Here is a 19,722-nt window from a genome sequence, read left to right as displayed (position 1 = left end):
GCTGAGCTCAATCGGCACACCGGTGTAGTGCGGTCCGGGGACAGGCGCCGAAATCGTCGGGCGGTAAGGCGGTGTGTTGAGCACATCGAACCGCGTCACGCTGCGATCAAACCCGCCGTCACCGTCGGACGCAGTCACCGTAAGCGTGTAAGCCCCGTCGTCGATCAATGTGTACGCCGTTTGCAACGAAACGTGAACGTCGTTAGTGAAAGAAGGCGAACCAGGGAAGTTCGTTTGACTGGCGACTTGGAAATGTCGCGCGACATCATCGCCCGACAACGCGTAGTCGTACAAAGCGAACTCGTCGATTGATCCGTCAAAGGCTCTCGCCGGTTGTGATGGAAGCAACGCCCCAATGGAAAGAGTGACGGGGAAGTCGACGGGGGTGGCGATACTATTGACATTGTCGCCGGTCGCTGGAGTACGAGCGACCAGCGGAGCAAGAACGCCATTGAGAAACAGACGAACCGACTGATTCTCAGTAATTACGACCACGTGATTCCAAGTTCCCGGGGACACAGCAGCGCTGGTTAAAAAGTCGGTGTCGTGTAACTGAAGATCGCGATGGAGCACGCGAAGTTTCCCATTTGAATCCAATTCCAGCCCGAATCCGGAATTTCCATTCGAATGGATGCCTGTGAATAACGAGTAGATCGCACTTGCCGGGGTGGGCAACGAATCTGCGTTGAACCAAAGTTCCAAAGTGAAGGACTGGTCCGGTCCGGCCAAGCCATCGCTAAGCGGTCGCGAAAGTGAGATGCCACTTGCATCCGAACCGAATTCCACCGCGCCGCCGACCTGTCCGGTATTTCCAACCGACACGTTTGCTGGCAAGCTCGCGTCGTACTGACCGCCCAGAGATCCGAGATTTCGAGCCTGGCTGGCACCGGCCACTTCGTCAAACGAGTAGTAGAGGCGGGGATGATTCTCAGAGACCTGTTTGGTGTAGCTGAAGTCGTTGATCAGGCTGGCGTCGAGTCCCAACGGTCCACGGTCAGCGACCACACTACCAGCACCTTCGTCAAACGGCAGATAGAGTCTGAGCGACGAATCATTGGTGGCGATGTCACCGGCAAAGACTTTGTCGATTTCATCCTTCGTCAGCGCGCGGTTCCAAACCGCGAACTCATCGATCGAGCCGTGCAATGCGGTGCTTGAGTCAAACGCACCGCCCACGAAACCTTGGTCCTGTCCCAGCATCAGCCCGCCGGAATCGATGGAAAGCGGTCGCTTACTGGCGACCGGTAGCGTCTCGGTGAAGATATGAACATCGTCAATGTAAAGTGTCAGCGATTCCTTACCCGGTTCCAGATCACGAACGAGCGCAAAGAAGTGGTATCCGGCTGAAAGAACTGGTGGAGGGAAACTGATCTCCTCGCCGTTGATTCGCGCGGTCAGCAACGAGTTGCCAGTCAATGTGATTTCAATCGCATTGGTCTCGGCATCGTTGGCGCCGCTGAGGATGGTTTGCTCCGTAGGCGTGTCTTCCACATCGACCCAGAACGAAGTCGTAAAGCTACCCGCCCCGTCGAGTGCCCGATGCGAGACCTCGAGTGCGTCATCAGCAAACTCGAGCGCGTTACGAACCAGACTGGTCGTCTGCCCGGCCGGGTCAGTGATGGAAGCGGCAACGACTAAGTCAGGAACGTCCGCCGCACCGGGATCGGTGACGACGATCTCACCCAGCGCGACGCCACCTCCCGTGATCGTTCGACGATGATCCGTCGTTCCGGTATCGGGTCCCACTAAGAACGTGTCGCCTTCGTGCAAACCGCTGATGGCGGGAACCGAAAGGCTGGGATCGGCGTTGCGTGCGAAAACTGGAAACCAATCTCGAAATGTCCCTCCATGATTTGCTTGAACTACATGGATCCCATCGTCTTCGACGGGAAAGGAAACGGTTGGACCGGTGCCAGATCCGACTACCGTTCCGCTCGGAGCGAGCACTTGCCACGATTGACTCGACTGTGCCGAAACATTCGCGGTCTCACCCTCAACGACCGAAAGGTTTTGGTCAGGTATTAGCTCGACCCGTGAATCCCAGATTTGTATGGAATCGTAGTTGCGTCCGCGGTTTTTTTGAGATATTCCGAAAGTACTTGTATCTCGTCCATATTGCTGAAACCGAATCTGCGAGTCGACACCCGGCGTGAAGCCGCTGATATTCTTCAAGTTGACCTCGACGGTTTCGAGTACACCAAGTGCTGACGATGGCGAATAGATCGGGATCCAATCGACACCATTGCTGCTCACAGCGACTCCGTCAGCGTTCGCAGAATTCGTGAACGGCCCACTAAACGGACTGTCAGATTCTCCTGATCTCTTTACGTGTTGAAAACTGATTGTTGGATTCGTCAGCGAACTAAGATCGACCGTCCATGTCGCCTCGCCCCGCGTAAGAGTGCTACTATTCGGTTCGATGTGCAGCGATCGTCCTCCCAATCTTGATTCGATTTCGACTCTACCGGCGAAAAAGCTCGTTTCGTACGTCCATCCAGGCAACGGATCGATCCCGATCGGAGCGGTCTCGAAGTCTTCTACGATAGCACCGGGAAATCGCCCCGTATCGATGGGGAGATAAAGGCTGGATAGTGTTTCGAGAGATTGGATAGTGTCGAGGGTCGTTTGCGATGTTGGAATGACATTCGTCTGCGAAAGATCCAAACTACGCAGATGGTTGATCCCCGTGATAGGGACTAAAGAGGCATCACCAAGAGGATTGTCGCTCAGATTCAGCACTTCCAAATTGGTGGTGAACTGCAGGGTCTTCAAGTCGGCGATTTCACTAGAACTTGCGTCAAGTTCTCTCAATTGAGCAAGTTCGCTCGCCCGGATATCGTGATGCAGAAGCGGGGTACCGGACGGCGAGGTGGTCACCGGATACCCAAGTTGCCGTGCGATCGCCGCATAGAGGCCGACGACGCCGGGCGCGATCACCGCATCGGCATCGATCACAATGGGATCTAAAGTCGGTTCTAGGTTCTCAAAGGAAAGTTGGCTGATCGGCGGCAGCGAGCTGGCGGGGGCTTCGAACGACTGCAGGTCACGAATCTCAACCGGTTCGGCCCTGAAGGTGTCGTTGCCGCTGTCGCCGAAGATGCGATCGAGCCCCGTGTTGCCGACGATGAAATCGTCGCCATCGCCGCCACGGATCAAGTCGCGATCGGGATGCGCACTTGATTCATGCGTTTGCCCGCGAATCGGCGCGTCGAATACGATCGAGAACGCTTTGTCAACTTCGACGGCACCGATGTCGGCCGCTGCAACGCCATTAAGATCGCCATCGAACGGTCGCGAACGCCCCCGTTGATCGACGATCGCGGTCGTGTTACCGGAATCAATCGCGGGGCTCGACACATCAGGTACGTGGGTGAAGGTCGCGCCGCCGTTGTCAGCCAAGCCACCCAACATCGCGTCGATGGGAAGGGAAATCGTTCCGATTTGATTGCCCTGACTGCCGTGGGTGATTCCGGTCAGGCTTCCAGCAATGCCGATCAAGTTGAAGGAACTTGCTGAATCCGCCGCACCAGAATAATCGTCGGCCGTTTGTTGCAGTCCATTGGTGTTACCCGCGACAATCGTATTATGCAAAACGATCGTGTTGGCATTGTGAGCACGGATGCCGCCGCCAAGTCCGTTTCCATTCCCGGTGTTATCGCTGCGGTTGAGCGTAAAGGTCGAATTCTGTATTTCAACCAGATTCCCGTTGTTTTGGTCCGTGAAGACGCCACCGCCATTGGTGCCCGCCGCGTTCTGCGAAAACGTGCTGTTGTCAATCGAAAGAGCGTTTCGGAGATTGAAAATCCCCCCCCCGCCGAAACGGGCGATGTTACTGAAGAACGTCGAATCGGTGACGGTCAGTTCCGCGTCGACACTGCGGATCCCGCCACCAGTCGCGTTAGATACATTCTCACTGATCGTGCTCGCATGGACTGTCAGCGGTCCGACAGCGCTAAAGATTCCTCCTCCGTTCCCGCTGGCAGAATTATCGACAATCCGGCTGTTGGAAATCGTTAACGCTTCTAAGTTTCGGATCGCTCCGCCCTGGCCGGCGACGACGTTTCCTCCCGTCAAGGTCAATCCATCAATGACGACCGTCTGATCGACCGACTGATCGCCGTCAAAGATATGGAAGATCCGATAATCATTTTGGCCAGCGTCGATGGTGATGGCGTCCGCTCCTGGCCCGGCAATCGTCACACTCTCCGAAATACGGATCTCTCCCAGCGACGCTGCAAGATCAATCGACCCCCGCATGCCGGGTGCGAAGCCAATGATCTGGGCTCCGGCTGTATTGTTGGACGCGAGGATCGCTTCGCGAAGGCTGATGCCCGATCCGCCCGGCGACGCAATCAGGTTGGCTGTATCGGCAGTGTTTCCATCGTTTTCGTCCATTAACGTATCGACAATGATGTCCGCGGGCCCAAAACTGTCGGCAGTCGCGTCGGAAACGTCCTGGCGATAAACGCGTAAGAAGTACGTTCCGGCTTCTTGAGTTCGCAGGTCAAAAATCGTTTGCGACGCTTTCAAGACCATGCCGTCGGCGTCGACCAGATCGGCCATGACACCACCTCTCAAACGGATGACATCGCCCGCTTTCCCATCGCCAAGGGTCGTGAACTGGAACCATTTCTCTTCTCCCGCGGCAAGTGCAAACGGGTCGCCGCCGTTGTCAAAGACTTCGCTGCGTCCGGTCCCGCGGTCGGCGACGAAGGAACCGCTGCCGGCAACGGAGAAGTTTTCGAGAACGGTGATCTCGTCGCTGGCGGGAAGATCCAACATCACTTTGGGTTCACTGCCATAGACGACAGACAGTCGACCGCCGTCGGGCACGACGTCGTCCTCAAGCGTGTTGAATGCCGGCTGCGATCCAATGATCAGATCGTCGATCAAGCCACCGTTCAGTTGCAGCGCGGAAACGTGCGTGGCAAATTCATCGTCAGCCGCACTGGTGATCGTTGTGTCCGCTGAGAGCACGTCGAGCGTCGATCCACTTGTCGCCATGTGACCGCCAACATTAAAGAAGATGGCGATTTCATTTTCACCAGAAGGCAGTTCGTATCCCACGGCCAAGTCGACTTTGTAATCACCGTTGAAATCTCCGGACGCGGCGTCGATTACGGTTCCCGTTGAGGTGATCGTGAAGTCGGGCTGCGACGGAAATGACATGTCAAGCGTCGGCGTTCCATACACGACACTCAAATGCCCGAGCGAATCGATAAATCCAATGTCGTTGAGCCCGTCCAGGTTAAGATCGTTGACAACTTTTACTTGATCCGGGAACGGTGTCGTTCCGGATGCTGTGTTGTCGACATCATAAACTATCGAACCAGTTACGCGTGAGCGTGGTGTTAAGAACGTCGTACCCGTTTCCGTGGTTAGAGTCTGACTCGGCATGCCCACAATATCTGTGCTAATTAGCGGATACGAATTGACCGATTCGAAGTCGGTGATATGAACGTCATTCCCGTCGCGCGCGATGAAAAGGCGATCTCCGGATACGTATTGGACGTCGTAGAGAGAACTTGTGTCTGGATTTAAGTTTGCATTTAATTGTGCTTCGATCGTTGCGCGTAAGTTCTGATACGTCGTGGCTGAGTTGATGGTGATGTTGAATACTCCAGCTCCGCCGGGAGCGTTGATCGTGAATTCAACATCCAAGCCAACCGAATCTTGCACAAGCGTGACACTCTTTGTGCCGACGATAAAATCCTTTATCTGCGAATCGCCAGGGATGCTAACAACTGCTCCGGAATCCAGGCCAAGCGGTCGAGTTACTACATCCTCGAAAAGCACAAGTCCTGCAGCATTTGGACCACGCTCTACTGACTCGAATGTCAAAGAGCCGGCGGTTGATGAAACTCTGTAGCGGTCTGCGAATCCGCTGTCAGTTGCAAATGCGTCACGAAATTGATGTTCAATTTCCTGGAAACGTACGGCCGGAGTTTGCGAAGATTGTGGCGTGACGAATAATGTAAAAAATTGCTCATGAAAGAAGCTCCGTAATACAGTAATTTCGGACGTGATGAACGGAATGGCTCGGCTTCCGGTGATTTCGAGTTTCCGCGGTGCGGCATCGATCGTCGTATCAACGGTTGTCCCTTTGACGAGCACGTGAGTCGATCCCGGGGCAGTGAGGCTGTCAACGACCCTAATGCCCGTCTCGCTACTGGACTCTTTATGGATGATGTCTCCGCTACGATCAAAGATTCCCATCGGGGTTGACGTCGACTGGGTCAACAGCTCGCCGGAGTAGAACAGACCGGTCATGTAGGAACCGTCCAGAATTTGATAGACACCGCTCGTCGTTTCTGAATAAACCAGGATGTCCGAGTATTCACGGGATCCTGACATGTCGCCGAAGAACGGCAGCACATGCAAGCCGATGTTGTCGATGCCAGAACCGGTGCCCAAATAGGCATGTTGCAGTTCAATGGTGCGCCGATTCGAGGCGAGTTGATTGTCCCAGTAGTCGCCGTTCCAGTTGCGCTCGGTCACCTCGACAGTCCCGAGGATCACGCGGACGACAAGATCTTCACTCGTCGATGTCACAAACGCGTAGTCGCGAATCCCGTCGGCGTTGATGTCGCCCATTCCCTCTGCTGGCCGGCCAAGTGTTTCGTGATCGATGATGACCTCGGCATAGGTTTCGATGTCTTCCAGATCGGTCAGTGAAACAGGCCCGAACAGCACGTAGCTCTTCGATGTACCTCGCGCGATGAAGTCTTCAACGCCGTCGTCGTTGACATCGCCGAAAGATTCGAGCGTGTCGATTTGGTCGCCCTCCGAACCCTGCAATCCAAATGCGTTGTCTTCGACGCCCGTGATCTGCACTGCATCGCGCTGCGAGATCGTTACCGAATCGTAGAGGTCCCGAATCTCCCCGCCGTCGAGTGCGCGATCGTAGATGTAGACCTCATCAAGCAACTGGGCGAACTGCTGAGTACTGCTAACGTTGCCGATTCGATCGAATTGGCCGACCGCTTGCGTGTCGGCAAAGCCGACATAGATACCGTCGATGTAGAAATGGGTTCCGCCGTCTCGTCCAACGGCCACCAGGTGTTGCCAGTTCGTCGCTGAGGCGGAGGGAACAAGATCGTATCCGCTGGCACGAAACCGATCGTCCCCTGTTCGACCCGTCGTGTTGTCCCAGTTCCCGAGCTGATTTCCATTTGCCTTGACGATGACCGGGTGGTCGAAGGCGTGAAAAAGTGTGTTGTGATTGGTTGTCGCGATCAGCCCCTTGAACCATGCGGCCGCAGTCCAGTCACTGCCCGCGTTGATTCCGCCACTGGCGATCGACAGCACGCTTGACTGTCCGGCGAACGCGGCTGCCCCGCCAGAAACACCGCCCGCATCAAACGCAACTCCAGTCGGCGTTGCATCCGGGCCCCCGGCGACCGAGTTGTCGCCGACGTTCGCGCTGTCATCGAATGAGAAGTAGGCGATCGCACCTGCCGGAACGTTGACCGGAGTGGTCACGGTCGTGGTTTCGTTCAGATCGACACCGCCGCGACGAACGACTGTCGTCGTGGTCTGAAGCGGAATCGCCAAGTCAAACACCGCCCGCTCGGGTAACCCGAGCGATGCTTGTAGCGGGAAGTACGGATAGGGATCCGTCGTTGTCGCGCCGAGTTCATTTCCAAAGATCGTGTCGTTGTTGCCACCGCCATCGATTTGGTCGCTGCCGGGACCTCCGACAATCAAGTCGTTGCCAGGTCCGCCGCCGATTACATCGCTGGTTGGCGATCCGAACAGGAAGTCATCTCCCGCGCCGCCGAGAATGGTCAGCGGCAAACCGGCACCCTGCTCAAAATCTCCCAGATCCATGCCCCATTCTTCGTAGAGCCCCGCCTGGGATGTGTCGGGCATCAGCGGATTGCCCATCAGCGGCAAGAACTGAAACTCCGAATCCAAGCGGACGACATCGTTGCCGCCGCGCGTGTCGATCGTGAACGATTCCACATCGCGGGTCTGGAAGAATTGGAATTGTTGCTCAAACGCCTCGCCAGCGTCCTGCGTGCCATTCGTATTGGTATCGTCGTACCGGTATTCCTGAGTCCCAATGTCCCAAACCAAACTGGATAACTCGTAGCGGTGCAGCCCGGTGTTGTAACGCATCGCCGCGTAGTCCGGCACGGGATTGCCGCGGCGATCGAGGTCGCCGCCCAGGAACAACACCCGGTCGTTGCCGTCGCCACCGATGTATTGCTCGCTGAAGGTGGGAATGTAGGTTTCCGTCGCGGGATCGAACTGACTGTTGGGTTGATTGCCCAGCAGCGGCAGCGCGTCGGGGATGATCTGGAAGGTGTCGTCACCGTCTCCGCCGAACAATAAATCGCTCGCTTGCCGGTCCTTGCCACCGGTCAACACGTCGTTGCCGGCATTGCCGAAGATCCAGTCTTCACCGCCGCCGCCTTGCAGAATGTCATTGCCGTCGCCACCCAGAATCACGTCGCGGCGGACGATGTCTTCACGGAGTGAAAGGCTGATCTCCGGCAGAAACTCGTCGGTGCCGAGCGCCTGATTATCGACGTTGAAACCCAGGTCATACACGGTCGGCACGATATTTGGGCTGGCCACTTCCAGATAGTACGTTGTCCCCGCGGCCAGACCTCCGAGCGATACTTCCCCTCGATTCCCGGCCGTCGTGCCCGTCGCGACCAGGATTATGTTGTCCTTGTTCAGCGGATCATCCGTCGCGAGAGGATCAACTTCGTAGATCTTCAAACCCAGATCATCGATCGGCGATCCGCTGGCCAGTTCGATCTTTCCTCCCGGGTTCGGCATCTCAGTCAATCGGAAGGTGTACCAATCCACGTCCGTCGGGCTGTCGATCGAAAGTCCGCTGAATCGGATCTGACCGCTGACCAATTCGGTTTCGTCGAACGCGGCGTTGACGGGTGGACCGAGCAACGAATTCCGCCGCGGAGTCAACAAATTGAACGCCTGGGCGGGAATGTCGTTGCGGCTCTTCAGTCCCGTCGCGCCGATCGAGCTTTCCGTCTTGTCGACCAGGATCGCGTTGCCGCTCTGGATTTTCACCACGTCGTCGCCGGCTCCCGCGTCGACCCAAACCGATTTTTGAACCGTCGGTCCGACCGTGATTGTGTCGTTACCGTCCAAGGCATCGATCAGAATCACCAAGAAGTCGCCCTCGGGCGGCAACAGGTTGTTGATCAACTCGGTTTCGGACAAGTCCAATTGTTCGAGCGTTTGCTGGCGGGTCGCAGGGTCGGCCAGCAACTGGTCGAGATCCAAGACGTCATCAGACGTGTCCCAGACTTCATTGCCCTCGCCGTCGATCGCACTGAAGTCCAAGCGGACCTGTGCGCTGAAGCTGAAGTTGCCGTTGTTGTCCGTCAACCGCGTGATCAAGTGGTGGTCGGCCAGCAATCCCGGTTCGGTCACGAAGTTGACCGCGATCTGATCGTTGGCGTTGCTGCCGCCGATGTACCAGACCTGGTCGGACTCTTTGGCGTACTCTTTCCACTCGCCACCGGCCAGCCCGCCGTCCATCGACTCAAACGTCGTGCCGTTGCTGCGGTACAACACGTCGTTGCCGCCGTTGCCGTACATGAAGTCCAGTGTCGTGCCGCCGAACAAGCTGTCGTCGCGCAGGCTTCCCAGCATTCGATTCAGCCCCGTCGTTTCCAGCCGCACCATGTCGCGATCCACGACCCGTGTCTGCACGGGGTCAAGGGTCGACACGAGATCGAATGCGAATGGCTGGAACGATTCACCTCCGCTATCCGTCGCATCGGCGAGCTGCAATCGGTAAGTCCCTTCGGCCAGGCCCGCGATGTTGATCGAAAGGCTTGATCCGGTGGAGACGCCAGTGGCGACCTCGACTGTTTCTCCGTCTCGCCGCAGCGAGTAGCTGACCGCGCGGCCGGCCGGCAGGTTCTCGATCGCGATCGATTGACCGGCCGTGCCTGCTGCCGTCAACGTGAACCCGATCAACACCGGTTCGTCTTTCGCATCGACCGGGACATTGTTGATGCGATGCAAGCGGTGGAGATCATCGTCGACAAGTTGGCCGGTTTCGTTGTCGACCAGCACACCGAACAGTCCGGGCGCGGGATCGAAGGACCAGGCGTAGAGCCGGTTATCGCCTTGACCGCCGATCAAATCATCGTCGCCTTGCCCGGCATACAGGGCGTCGCGATCACGTGCCCGGCCTTCGCCGCCGTCGCCCCACAATCGATCGCCGCCGCCGAACCCGAACAACGTGTCGCTGCCGATGCCGCCGTCCATCCGATCGCGACCCGCCGATCCGAGCAGCAGATCGTCGCCGCTGTTACCGTCGAAGACGCCGACGAAATCGCGCGAACGTTCACCCAGCGCATCCAGGTCAATCGTTGTGAAGGCGTCCGGCAGGGTGGGCAGTGGGACGCCCGCGATCACGATGTCGTCGGTGTAGAATCCGATCGTGTCGTTGCCGGCCAGCCCCGAGATGCGGAACTGTTCGACCAGCGGTGTGCCGGCGGCATCCAACATTTGAACGGGAATCGGGGTGCCGCGATAAAGGACAGTCGCCTGACCGTTTCGACTGCCGATCAAGATCGTGTCGTCGCCGCTGGTGCCGTCGATTTGCAGGATGTCCGTCGCGTTGTCGTCGGCCCGGTCGCCTTCGGTTGTGTTGCCGAAGTGTCCATCGATGGTGTCGTTTTGAACGGGGGACGCGTCGGTCGACAGCAAGAAAATATCGATTCCCGATCCGCCGTACTGTTTGTCATTCCCGCCCTGACCGTCGATCAGATCGGTTCCCAAACCGCCGAAGATCGTGTCGGGGCCTCCGCCGCCGCGCAATTCATCGTTGCCGCCGTCGCCCCAGATCCGATCGCCTCCGCCGTCGAGGGTGATGTCGATTCCCGGCGGGTTGCTGTCGCCGTCACCGAACACGGCGTCATTGCCGCCGCCGGCAACGATCACGTCCATCCGCAAACCGCCAAAGATCTGGTCGCCGCCGGGGCCACCGAAGAGCTGGTCACCGGCATCGACTGATTCACCCTGGTCGGCCGCGGAGTATCCGATTAGTTTGTCGCGTCCTTCGCCGCCGAACAGTCTTTGCCCGGCTTGTCGGAGCAACAGGGGATTGAGCGGATCGGGTGATCCGGGACCGGCGATCAACACGTCGTCGCCGTCGTGACCGTACAGTTGGTCGATGCCGCTGCCGCCATCGATGAAGTCGTTGCCCGTTCCGCCCAGGATGACGTCTTCGCCACCGCCGCCGACCACGGTTAGATCATTGCCGCCGCCGGCGTCGATGTAATCGCCGCCGTCATTCGCGGATTCCGTTACATTGTCGCCGTAAAGTGTGTCGGCATCGCCTCCGCCGAACAAAACGTCCATGCCGATGCCGCCCTGCAGGGTATCGGCGCCGTCGGCAAAGTCGCCTTCGACCGATTGCCCGCGCGTGATCGCAGGCGAGATCTGTGGGGGGACGTAGCGTTCACGGCTGATGTGTGAAGGCGAATAGAAGAAAAACTGGAAGAGATCGAACGGATCGTCGGTCGAAGGCAGCCGACCGTAGTATCTCGGGTCACTGGAATACTTGCGTTCGGTCTCAAAGAATTGAGGTGGCAATCGAAAATCGGTCGTGCCAAATTCATAGTTGCTGGCCAGGCCGAACATTTCGCCGCCGAACATCAAATCACGTCCTTCGCCGCCCAGCAGTCGGTCATCGCCGAAGTTTCCGATCATCAAGTCGTCACCGCGGCGGCCATCGAGCAAGTCGTCGCCGGGGCCACCGACGAGTTGATTGGGTTGCTCGTCTCCCAATAATTGGTCCGGTCCCGACCCACCGGTGACGTGCTCAGTGCGGATCACACCGCCGGTGGCGGACGCCGATCCGGCCGCCAAGTCAGCTTCGACGCGAATCGTCCACCCGCTGTAGTCCAGCAAGTCGTCGGCATGTCCGCCACCGTCGACAACCCCGGAAACAGATGCCCCCGCGGCGATGGCGAATCGATCCGCGGCGTCGCCGCCGGTCAAATTCTCAAAGCGGACAAACGTCAGCAGCGGGTCGCCGCCGATCGATTCGATGCTGCCTTGGTTCGTTCCCGTGATCTGCCAATCGTTCGTCAAATCTTCTCCGATCAGCGTGTCGGATGCGTTTCCTCCGATCGCGTGTTCAATATTGGCAAAGCTTGCCGTGCCGATTGTTTCTCGACCTCGGTCGATGACGACCGGCGAAGTGCTGGCGGAGAAATCGACGGTGTCCGCACCGTCGCGTCCGTCCAGCAAGGTAGAAACACTGGCGCCGTCGGCAAAGATGAACGTGTCACCCGCCGCATCGCCGCCGACAAAGCTTTCGATGCTCTCGAAGGTCAGCAATGTCGACAGCACATCCGTTTCCACACGTCCGCTGTTTTCGCCCGTCACGTGCCACGTCGTTGCACCATTTGCCGCGCCGGGCGCAGTGAAGACGTCGAGTTGATCCCCGTCGCCCATCTGCCCGTTGATCGTGACCGTGGCGGAACCGTCCGAGTTGATGCCGTCGCGGTCGATGCGAATGACATCGCTTCCGGCTCCGGCATTGACCGTCGTCATGCCGACCGATTGGATGTTGTGGATGGTCAGCGTGTCGTCACCGCTGCCGAGGGAGATTTCGATTTCGTCCAGATCTCTGAAGTCGATTTGGCCGCCGACCATATCGAGTCCCGTCAAACGTTGGAACGTTTTCAGTTCTTGGACCGGATCCAGGCTGGTGTGCCGCCTTGGTTCTCCGCCCAGGTAGAACTTGGGTTCCCCGAGTTGGTGCAACATCGGTGATCCGTCGGGGTTTAGGACGGGGCCGCTGCCGGGATAGATTTCCGGCAGGCCGTCGGCATCGCGGACGATTTCGAATTGTTGGCCGACCTTCGTGACCTTGATCTGCCCACCGAGAACCGGCTCGGTGCCCAGATAGAATTTCCGTTCGCCGGGAGTGCGTAAGATCGGATCGCCGAGAACGTTTGTGACGACATTCCCATCGCCGTCGATGACTTGTTCATGACCCAAGTAGACGACCGGGTCGCCCGGTTGGTGCAGGACGGGTTGGCCGTCAAGACCGAACGCCAATTCATTCGCATTGTGAAAGATCGGCTGACCACTAGTGGGATCAAACGTATCAACACCGCGGTTGTACGTTGCGACGACACCAATGGCGTTGTCCGACACGCCCGAGTTATCGACCTTCAGGCGGTCCGTGCCGGCAAAGAACTTGCGTTCTTCCGTGACGTCAAAGATTTGTAGGGGCGTCGACGCATTGGCAGTAATCAACAGGGGGGTGGTGCGATAAAGCAGGTTACCGTCGCTGTCATGGTATTCCTTTGGCTTGTCGCGGGCGATGATTGTCTCGACTGAATTGGGATTCGTCGGATCGAAATCGATCCAGAGTGGCACACCGCCCTGAGAGATCGGCACGTCGTTGAGCGTTCGCTGCACCAAGTGTTCGACAATGTATCCATCCTTCAACAGCACGACGTTGGCCCACAGATTGCCTTCAACGTTGAAGACGGCCGGCGCGGTCTCGTAATCTCCGAAACAGAGTTCATCGCCTTTGGCATCGGTGAAACACTCATCGCCTTCTTCGCCGGTCGCAGGTTCTGTGTTGACCAGAACCTCCGGGACCTTGATCCCTGCGGGAATGCTGTACGGACGTGGCGTAACGACTTCTTGGATGTCTGCACCGCCATCAAAAACCAGCCGGGCGTTGATGCCGTCAACCGAAGGATTGTCACCTTCGCTTACGTTGACCGTGTCGTTACCGGCACCACCCAGTATCTCGGTATCGCCTTGAATGCTCTGCACATTAACAATGTCGTCGCCACCGCCGAGCACAAGACGCGTGGTTCCGGCATGGGTCGACTCGATGGTGAACACATCCTTGTCCGCGGCAGCCAATCGGAGTTCAATGTGTTCCAGGTTTCCGTACTCGACGCTGCTGGCGGTTAGCCCTTCCAGTGTCGTCCCCGTCAGTTTATCGACCGTCGTCGGCTCGCCTTCCTGGTTGTGAACGATGACTTGATCGCCGTCCTTTTCGAACGTCGTTCCCCCGTCGATGGTGACCTTGCCTTGAATTCCCGACACGTCAAATTTGCGAGGCACCTTGTAGGCGAATGCCGGCGGTATGACGGTAATGGGCGTACCCGGCCTTGTTGACTCATTTGGCGGTTGCGGCGCGAGATAATCGATGCGGGGAACGACAAAAGAATACGAAATGTAAGGAATGAGCGACAACAAGCCGCCCCATGTGGGGCCCCACTGCATCGATGCGAACGTCAAATCGATCAGCAAATCGACGTAGGAGTTGTTGACGCCGCGGCGGACGATATCATCGACCGCAACTCCCCCTACCAGCGGTGCTCCTGGGAGCTCTCTTGATTTATGTTGTTCAAGAAGTGCCTCCAGGGACGCATTGACTTCGTTGCGTGCGATTCCCCAGCGTACTTCCGCACCAAAGATGATGTTTGAGAATAGATCGGTGGTCCGCGCACCACTTCGCGGGGCGACTGACTCGGGAAGAGGGTCGACCGATTGATAGACGGTGACGTCGGGTGGTTGGAATGTGAATTCCGGTGGTTTAAAGACTAGCACGGGGTGGTCGCCGCCCAAATGAATCTTGTCATCGCCGGATCCGCCACGCAGAATCATCTCAACATCGGGACTGGAGCCGAGCACGTAAATCTCGTCATTGCCGCCCGCCGCGTTGATCTCCAGTCGTTCGATCTCGGTGAAATAGGTCACACGTCCGGCGCCCGCGACAGAATTGGCAGTGACGACGAAAGTATCGCCACGCGGAGTGCCGTTGATCACGACCGTATCCGTTCCCGAACCGCCGTTGATAAACACGGGAGCATTCTCGACATACTCGTAGCGGTTATTCCCGCTGCCGCCAAACGCGTTGGTCAGGTTCGCGATCTCTTTTCCCTCAGCCTGGATCGCAAACGAATTGATCACAAAGGTGTCGTCGTGGTCGCCACCATGCAAGTACAGCGGCGCCGCGTTGCGATTGACTTCGAAATAGTCGTCGTCGCTGTCACCGTTGATGACCATGATGGCGCTGTTGCCCTTGGTCGAGTTGGGCAGGTCGGCAACTGGAAAACCATCGGGAAACTCGATCGAGCGATCATCCGGATTGGGGACCAGGGTGACCTCTCCCACCGTCGCCGTGTCGTCGCCGGGACCAAGATTGATCACGGTCAACACCATGTTGTCATGTGACGTAACGGTGTCGTCTCCGGAACGGGTATCGATCGTGACCTGTTTGATTGAGGAGTAAGTGATTTGGTCGCCGTCCGGATCGCTCACTCCGGCCCCGACTTCGATCAGCCCGCGACGGCGACCATCAGGACCGTTTTCTGCGTCCAGGGTGACTGTATCGTTTTCGGGAGAACCGTATGCGATCAGCACGTCGATTCCGGAGCTCCCGCTGTCGTTGATGTCGACACGCGCCCGGTTTCCAGCCAAGTTGACGATGTAGAACTCGGGGTTCTGATTGAACAAGTTTTCGCCATTGTCCATGGCAACGCTGCCGACCCAGGGCGTCACGGCAATCGGCGAATCTCCAACGTGAACGAAGCCGTCCTGGTCATTCAAGACAAGGATGTTGTCGGCAGACGTAACTTTGCGTCTTGCGACCTGAAGCGTTTGCCCCGTGCCGTTCAGTTCGGCCCGTTCAAAGATCGGCGTTCCTCCGTCGAGCAAGCTTTCCACCTGTGTCGGATGATCTGCATCGAGTGCGGGCTCCAGATAGCTCGCGGCGTAATGATCTGCAAGTTCATTCAATGACTCATATTGCTTATCGAGTTCCCCTTCCAAACCGTATTTCTCCTTTTGGGAGACCAGTGGTCCGCCGTCTTTCTTCCGCAGTTTTCCGGCAAACAACAGGTTTCCGGTCAATGTCATGTCGACATTCTGCCGTTCGATCAGGGTGTCGATGTCGCCCGACGTGCTGCTGTCAAAGAACTGATCCTGACCGGCATTCCCACTCAGCGTGTCGCTGCCGGTGCCGCCGTAGATTCTGTCGTCGAACAGTGTTCCCGAAAGGATGTCGTTGCCGGCTTCGCCGATCAGATCGACGGCCAGGAAATCTCGAACGACCGCTGATGCGTCCAACACGTCGTCGCCGTCGTGGGCATTGATGATCAGCCGGTCGCCGGTCGCACGGACGGAATGGTTGATTGAGTACGTCATGGATTGGGTTCCGACCGTTCGCCGCACGTTGACCCCAATGCCGAGCGTGTCCGCCGTGAAGTGATCCGCATCCAAACGGTGATCGCCGATCACGGTTGCCTGCCCGCCGTGGATCGTGATCGTATCGGCGGCGCTGTCTTCCACGGATGGCCCGGCGGCGACGACGACCGAGTTCGCTTCTCCATTCGCCTTCACCAGTCGACGTCCGTGCTCGTCAACTCTGGCGAATCCCGTTCCATTGAAGCGTTGCCGACCGTTCGCGTCCAAGATCGGCTCATTGGCGCGTCGCAGTTTTGCTTCTCCGGCAGCGAACGTTTCACCCGGGATCGGGTCCCCCGCCCGATGCAACTTGTTCGTCCCGGCCTGGTGGTACATCAAGTTTCCGTCGACGTCGCGGCGGTGCTCGCCCGCCGCGTGCACCTTCGGAGTGCCGTAGGAGTAGACCGTTTCGATTCGCGATCGGCGAACCGGCCCCGCTTCGGTTTGCTCGACGTAGAAAACAGTTCGCGTCGACGTGGTTTCGCCGGCCCCATCGAATTGCGGAATACCGCGGGCGTCATAAACCCGCTCGCCGCCGAAAGCCAACACGGGTTCCGATCCGTCGTACGTCTCGGGCAAGCCGTCGGCGCCGAGCACGAATTCATTGCCGAGATAGAATTTGGGCTCGCCGCCGGCATAGGTTTCGGGCTCGCCCTCGGTGCCCAGGATCGGCTCGCCGACCGGATAGAACTTCGCGCTGCCGTCGCCATCGGTTAGCGCGACTCCATCTTCATCAACGGCGGGTACCATGGCACCGGCATCGTTCTCGATCAGCCAAAGCTCGGGTTGTCCGTCGTCATCAGTGACTTCGCGGAGTTCTTCCGGAACCGGTTTGAGTCCGGCATTCACTTCGATGTTGGCAACGCCGGTGCCGCGCAGGTCTTGAAGGTCGAGCGTGTCGCCGCCGTCACCCGCGTCGATGGAGACTGATTCCACTTCGGTCGCGAGATTCGTCAGGCCGCCGACTTCGAAGGAAACGCCGGTCACCGGTTGATTGACTGTCAGCGGCGTGGTGCCGCCTGGTCGCGTCCCCGTCCAGCTGCCCGGCGTGGTGGCGGCTCGGATCGCGATCGCGTCTGCACCGGCAGAAGCCGTGAAAAAATACGTGTCGACGCCATCACCGGCGCTGATAAACGCATCGACGCCATCGTCGACTTGCACGATACTTTCCACTCCAAGCATGTCGACGATCGTTTCGTCGCGCTGCCCCGTCCAGCGGATCGCGTCGTTGCCGGCATCGCCGATGACGACATCAACGCCCGCTCCCCCGGTCAGATCGTCGTTGCCCGCCGCGCCCAGCAACGTGTCATTGCCGCCATGGCCGAGGATTCGGTCCGCGTCGGGTCCGCCTTCGATCCAATCGTCGTCCTCGTCCCCCAGCAGCGTGTCGGCGCCTTTTCCGCCGACGATCAGGTCGTTCCCCGGTCCACCGGAAATGCGGTCCCCGGCGATCGCGACTTTCAAGGCGCCGCCGGTCAGTGACGAGTCATCGAAGGTGGGCAGGATGTTGTTGGGCGGATCCACGAATTGGACGTTCCAGGGATTCCCCGACGTGCCTGCTCCGGTCACCGTGACGTCATTGATCCCCGGCACGCCTTCGATGGCGTATTCCACCATCCACTGCTGCGCGTTGTAAGCGATGCCGTTCGTCTTTTCCCCGTCAAACGTCAAAGTGAATCCGCCGCCATCGCCAGAGTGTGAGATCAACAGGTTCTCGTCACCACCGCGCAGCACATCATCGCCGTCCTCGCCCCGGATGCTGTCGCTGCCGCTGCCTCCGTCGACGGTATCGTTGCCGGCACCACTGCGGATCAGATCCTTTCCGCCGCCACCGTTGATGATGTCGATGCCCGCTCCGGTGATGATCGTGTCGTTTCCGGGGCCGCCGTTGATGATCGTGTTTGGTGCCGTCGCCGGATCATTGGACAAAACGTTGATCACATCGTCACCGGTGCCGCCGTCGATTTCCAGCGGCAGTGTGACACCGGCTCGTACGATGATCGTGTCGTTACCGGCGCCGCCCGCAGCGACAATTTTTGTCAGCGATGAAACGGGATAGCTGTAGGTCACACGTTCGGTGTTTCCGTCGACGAGGACTTCTTCCTTTTCTTCGACTCCGTTGAACGAAATCACAATCCTTTCCTCGCCGTCGATCGTCCGCTGATCGATCTCAAACCGTTCGCCGCGCAAGACCAGATTGCCCTGCGCATCGACGATCGGTAGGCCCTCGCCATCGAGCATCACCGTCGCGTCGGCCAGGTCGCCCGTACCGCGTGCGGCCGCGCGGTCTCCCATGTTCAACGTCAGCACACCGCCGGCGGGATCGGCCAGCCTCGGTGGAGTTTCTGGCACGCAGACGACGTCGAACCCGGCGAGTTCCTGACGCGCCAGTTCGCCGCGTTCGTCCACGACCAGGAAGCCCAGCACCGAGACCTGGAAGAACCAATCCAGATAGGCGCCGATGGATCCACTGGTGTCAAAAATACAGTGGGCCCCCATGTCCAACCGCTCGCCGATTTCTTCCACCCGCAGCTTCCCGTCCTCGTTGACGTCCGCCAGATCGAATCCGACTTGGGCAAACAGTCCCCCTTCGACACCGGTCTCGACAAAACCCGCGACCCCTGCCGCCAAGCCGGCACCGATTTCGATCTCGAACGAAAGTTCATTGCCGGGATTGTCCTTGACGAAGAATCCGTTGAAGATGTCCAGCGGATCGTCGCTGATCTTAAATTCTTCGATGCCCGAACTGTCAAAACCGAAGCCGACGTTGACCGACACGGACGCTCGTCCGGCAAACCGGATGCTGCCGGGAATCGGAAACAGCGGGAAGGACTGCGCGTACTGAAACGGCAGATTCAGGTGCGGCATGTCGTAGTACAGCAGATCGACCGTTTTGCCGGTGATCAATCCGAAAATCGACGACGGGTTGGAGATCAACGGGACCGAGAAACCGTTTAGTCCCCTAAGCCGATTGATGAACCCCTTGGACTTCAATTTGCCTTGAGGGGTACCGCCCGAGGCGTTGTTCAATGCTTGATCGACATTGAAACTCGGATCCGCCGTGGTGTCGGTGTCCGCCAGTGATTTCGATTCGTCGCGGAGGTCGTTCTTGCCGCTGCCGTCCATGATCACGAAATCGCCGAAACTGAACATGATCGATTCGTTTCCGGTGGGGATCGAATCGATCACCGACTTGACCGCGATCACCGCGTCGATGAACCCGCGATCAAACTTCTTGCCGCCGAACTGTTCGGCCAGATCCAGCAAGGTCACCGGTGTTCCCAGATCCGAAATCACCGGGATCTCCGATTGCAGGATTTCCAGGATCGGATCCAGCGGAGCGATGACCTGTTTGACCTTGTCCAACACCGGCCCGGCAAAGTCACTGATGAACGTGCCCAAGTCCAGCGACACATTCTCCAACACAAACCGCGGCGACCCGCCGAACGTTGCTGTCGCACCACTTGCGGTACTCAACTTGGCCTGGGCAAAGGTTTGGTC

Annotated in this window: 1 protein-coding gene; it reads right to left on the bottom strand. The window is 58.2% G+C overall.

The features are described 5' to 3' along the window. Nucleotides 1-19,722, bottom strand: a 19,722-nt coding sequence (locus ABX749_RS01770) for a LamG-like jellyroll fold domain-containing protein (protein ID WP_372894502.1), incomplete at both ends; no start/stop codon positions are given.

The organism is Stieleria sp. (assembly GCF_041595215.1).
GTDB classification, from domain to species: domain Bacteria; phylum Planctomycetota; class Planctomycetia; order Pirellulales; family Pirellulaceae; genus Stieleria; species Stieleria magnilauensis.
Note: the sequence above shows the minus strand (reverse complement) of the source record. Positions and strands in the feature narration are given on the sequence as shown.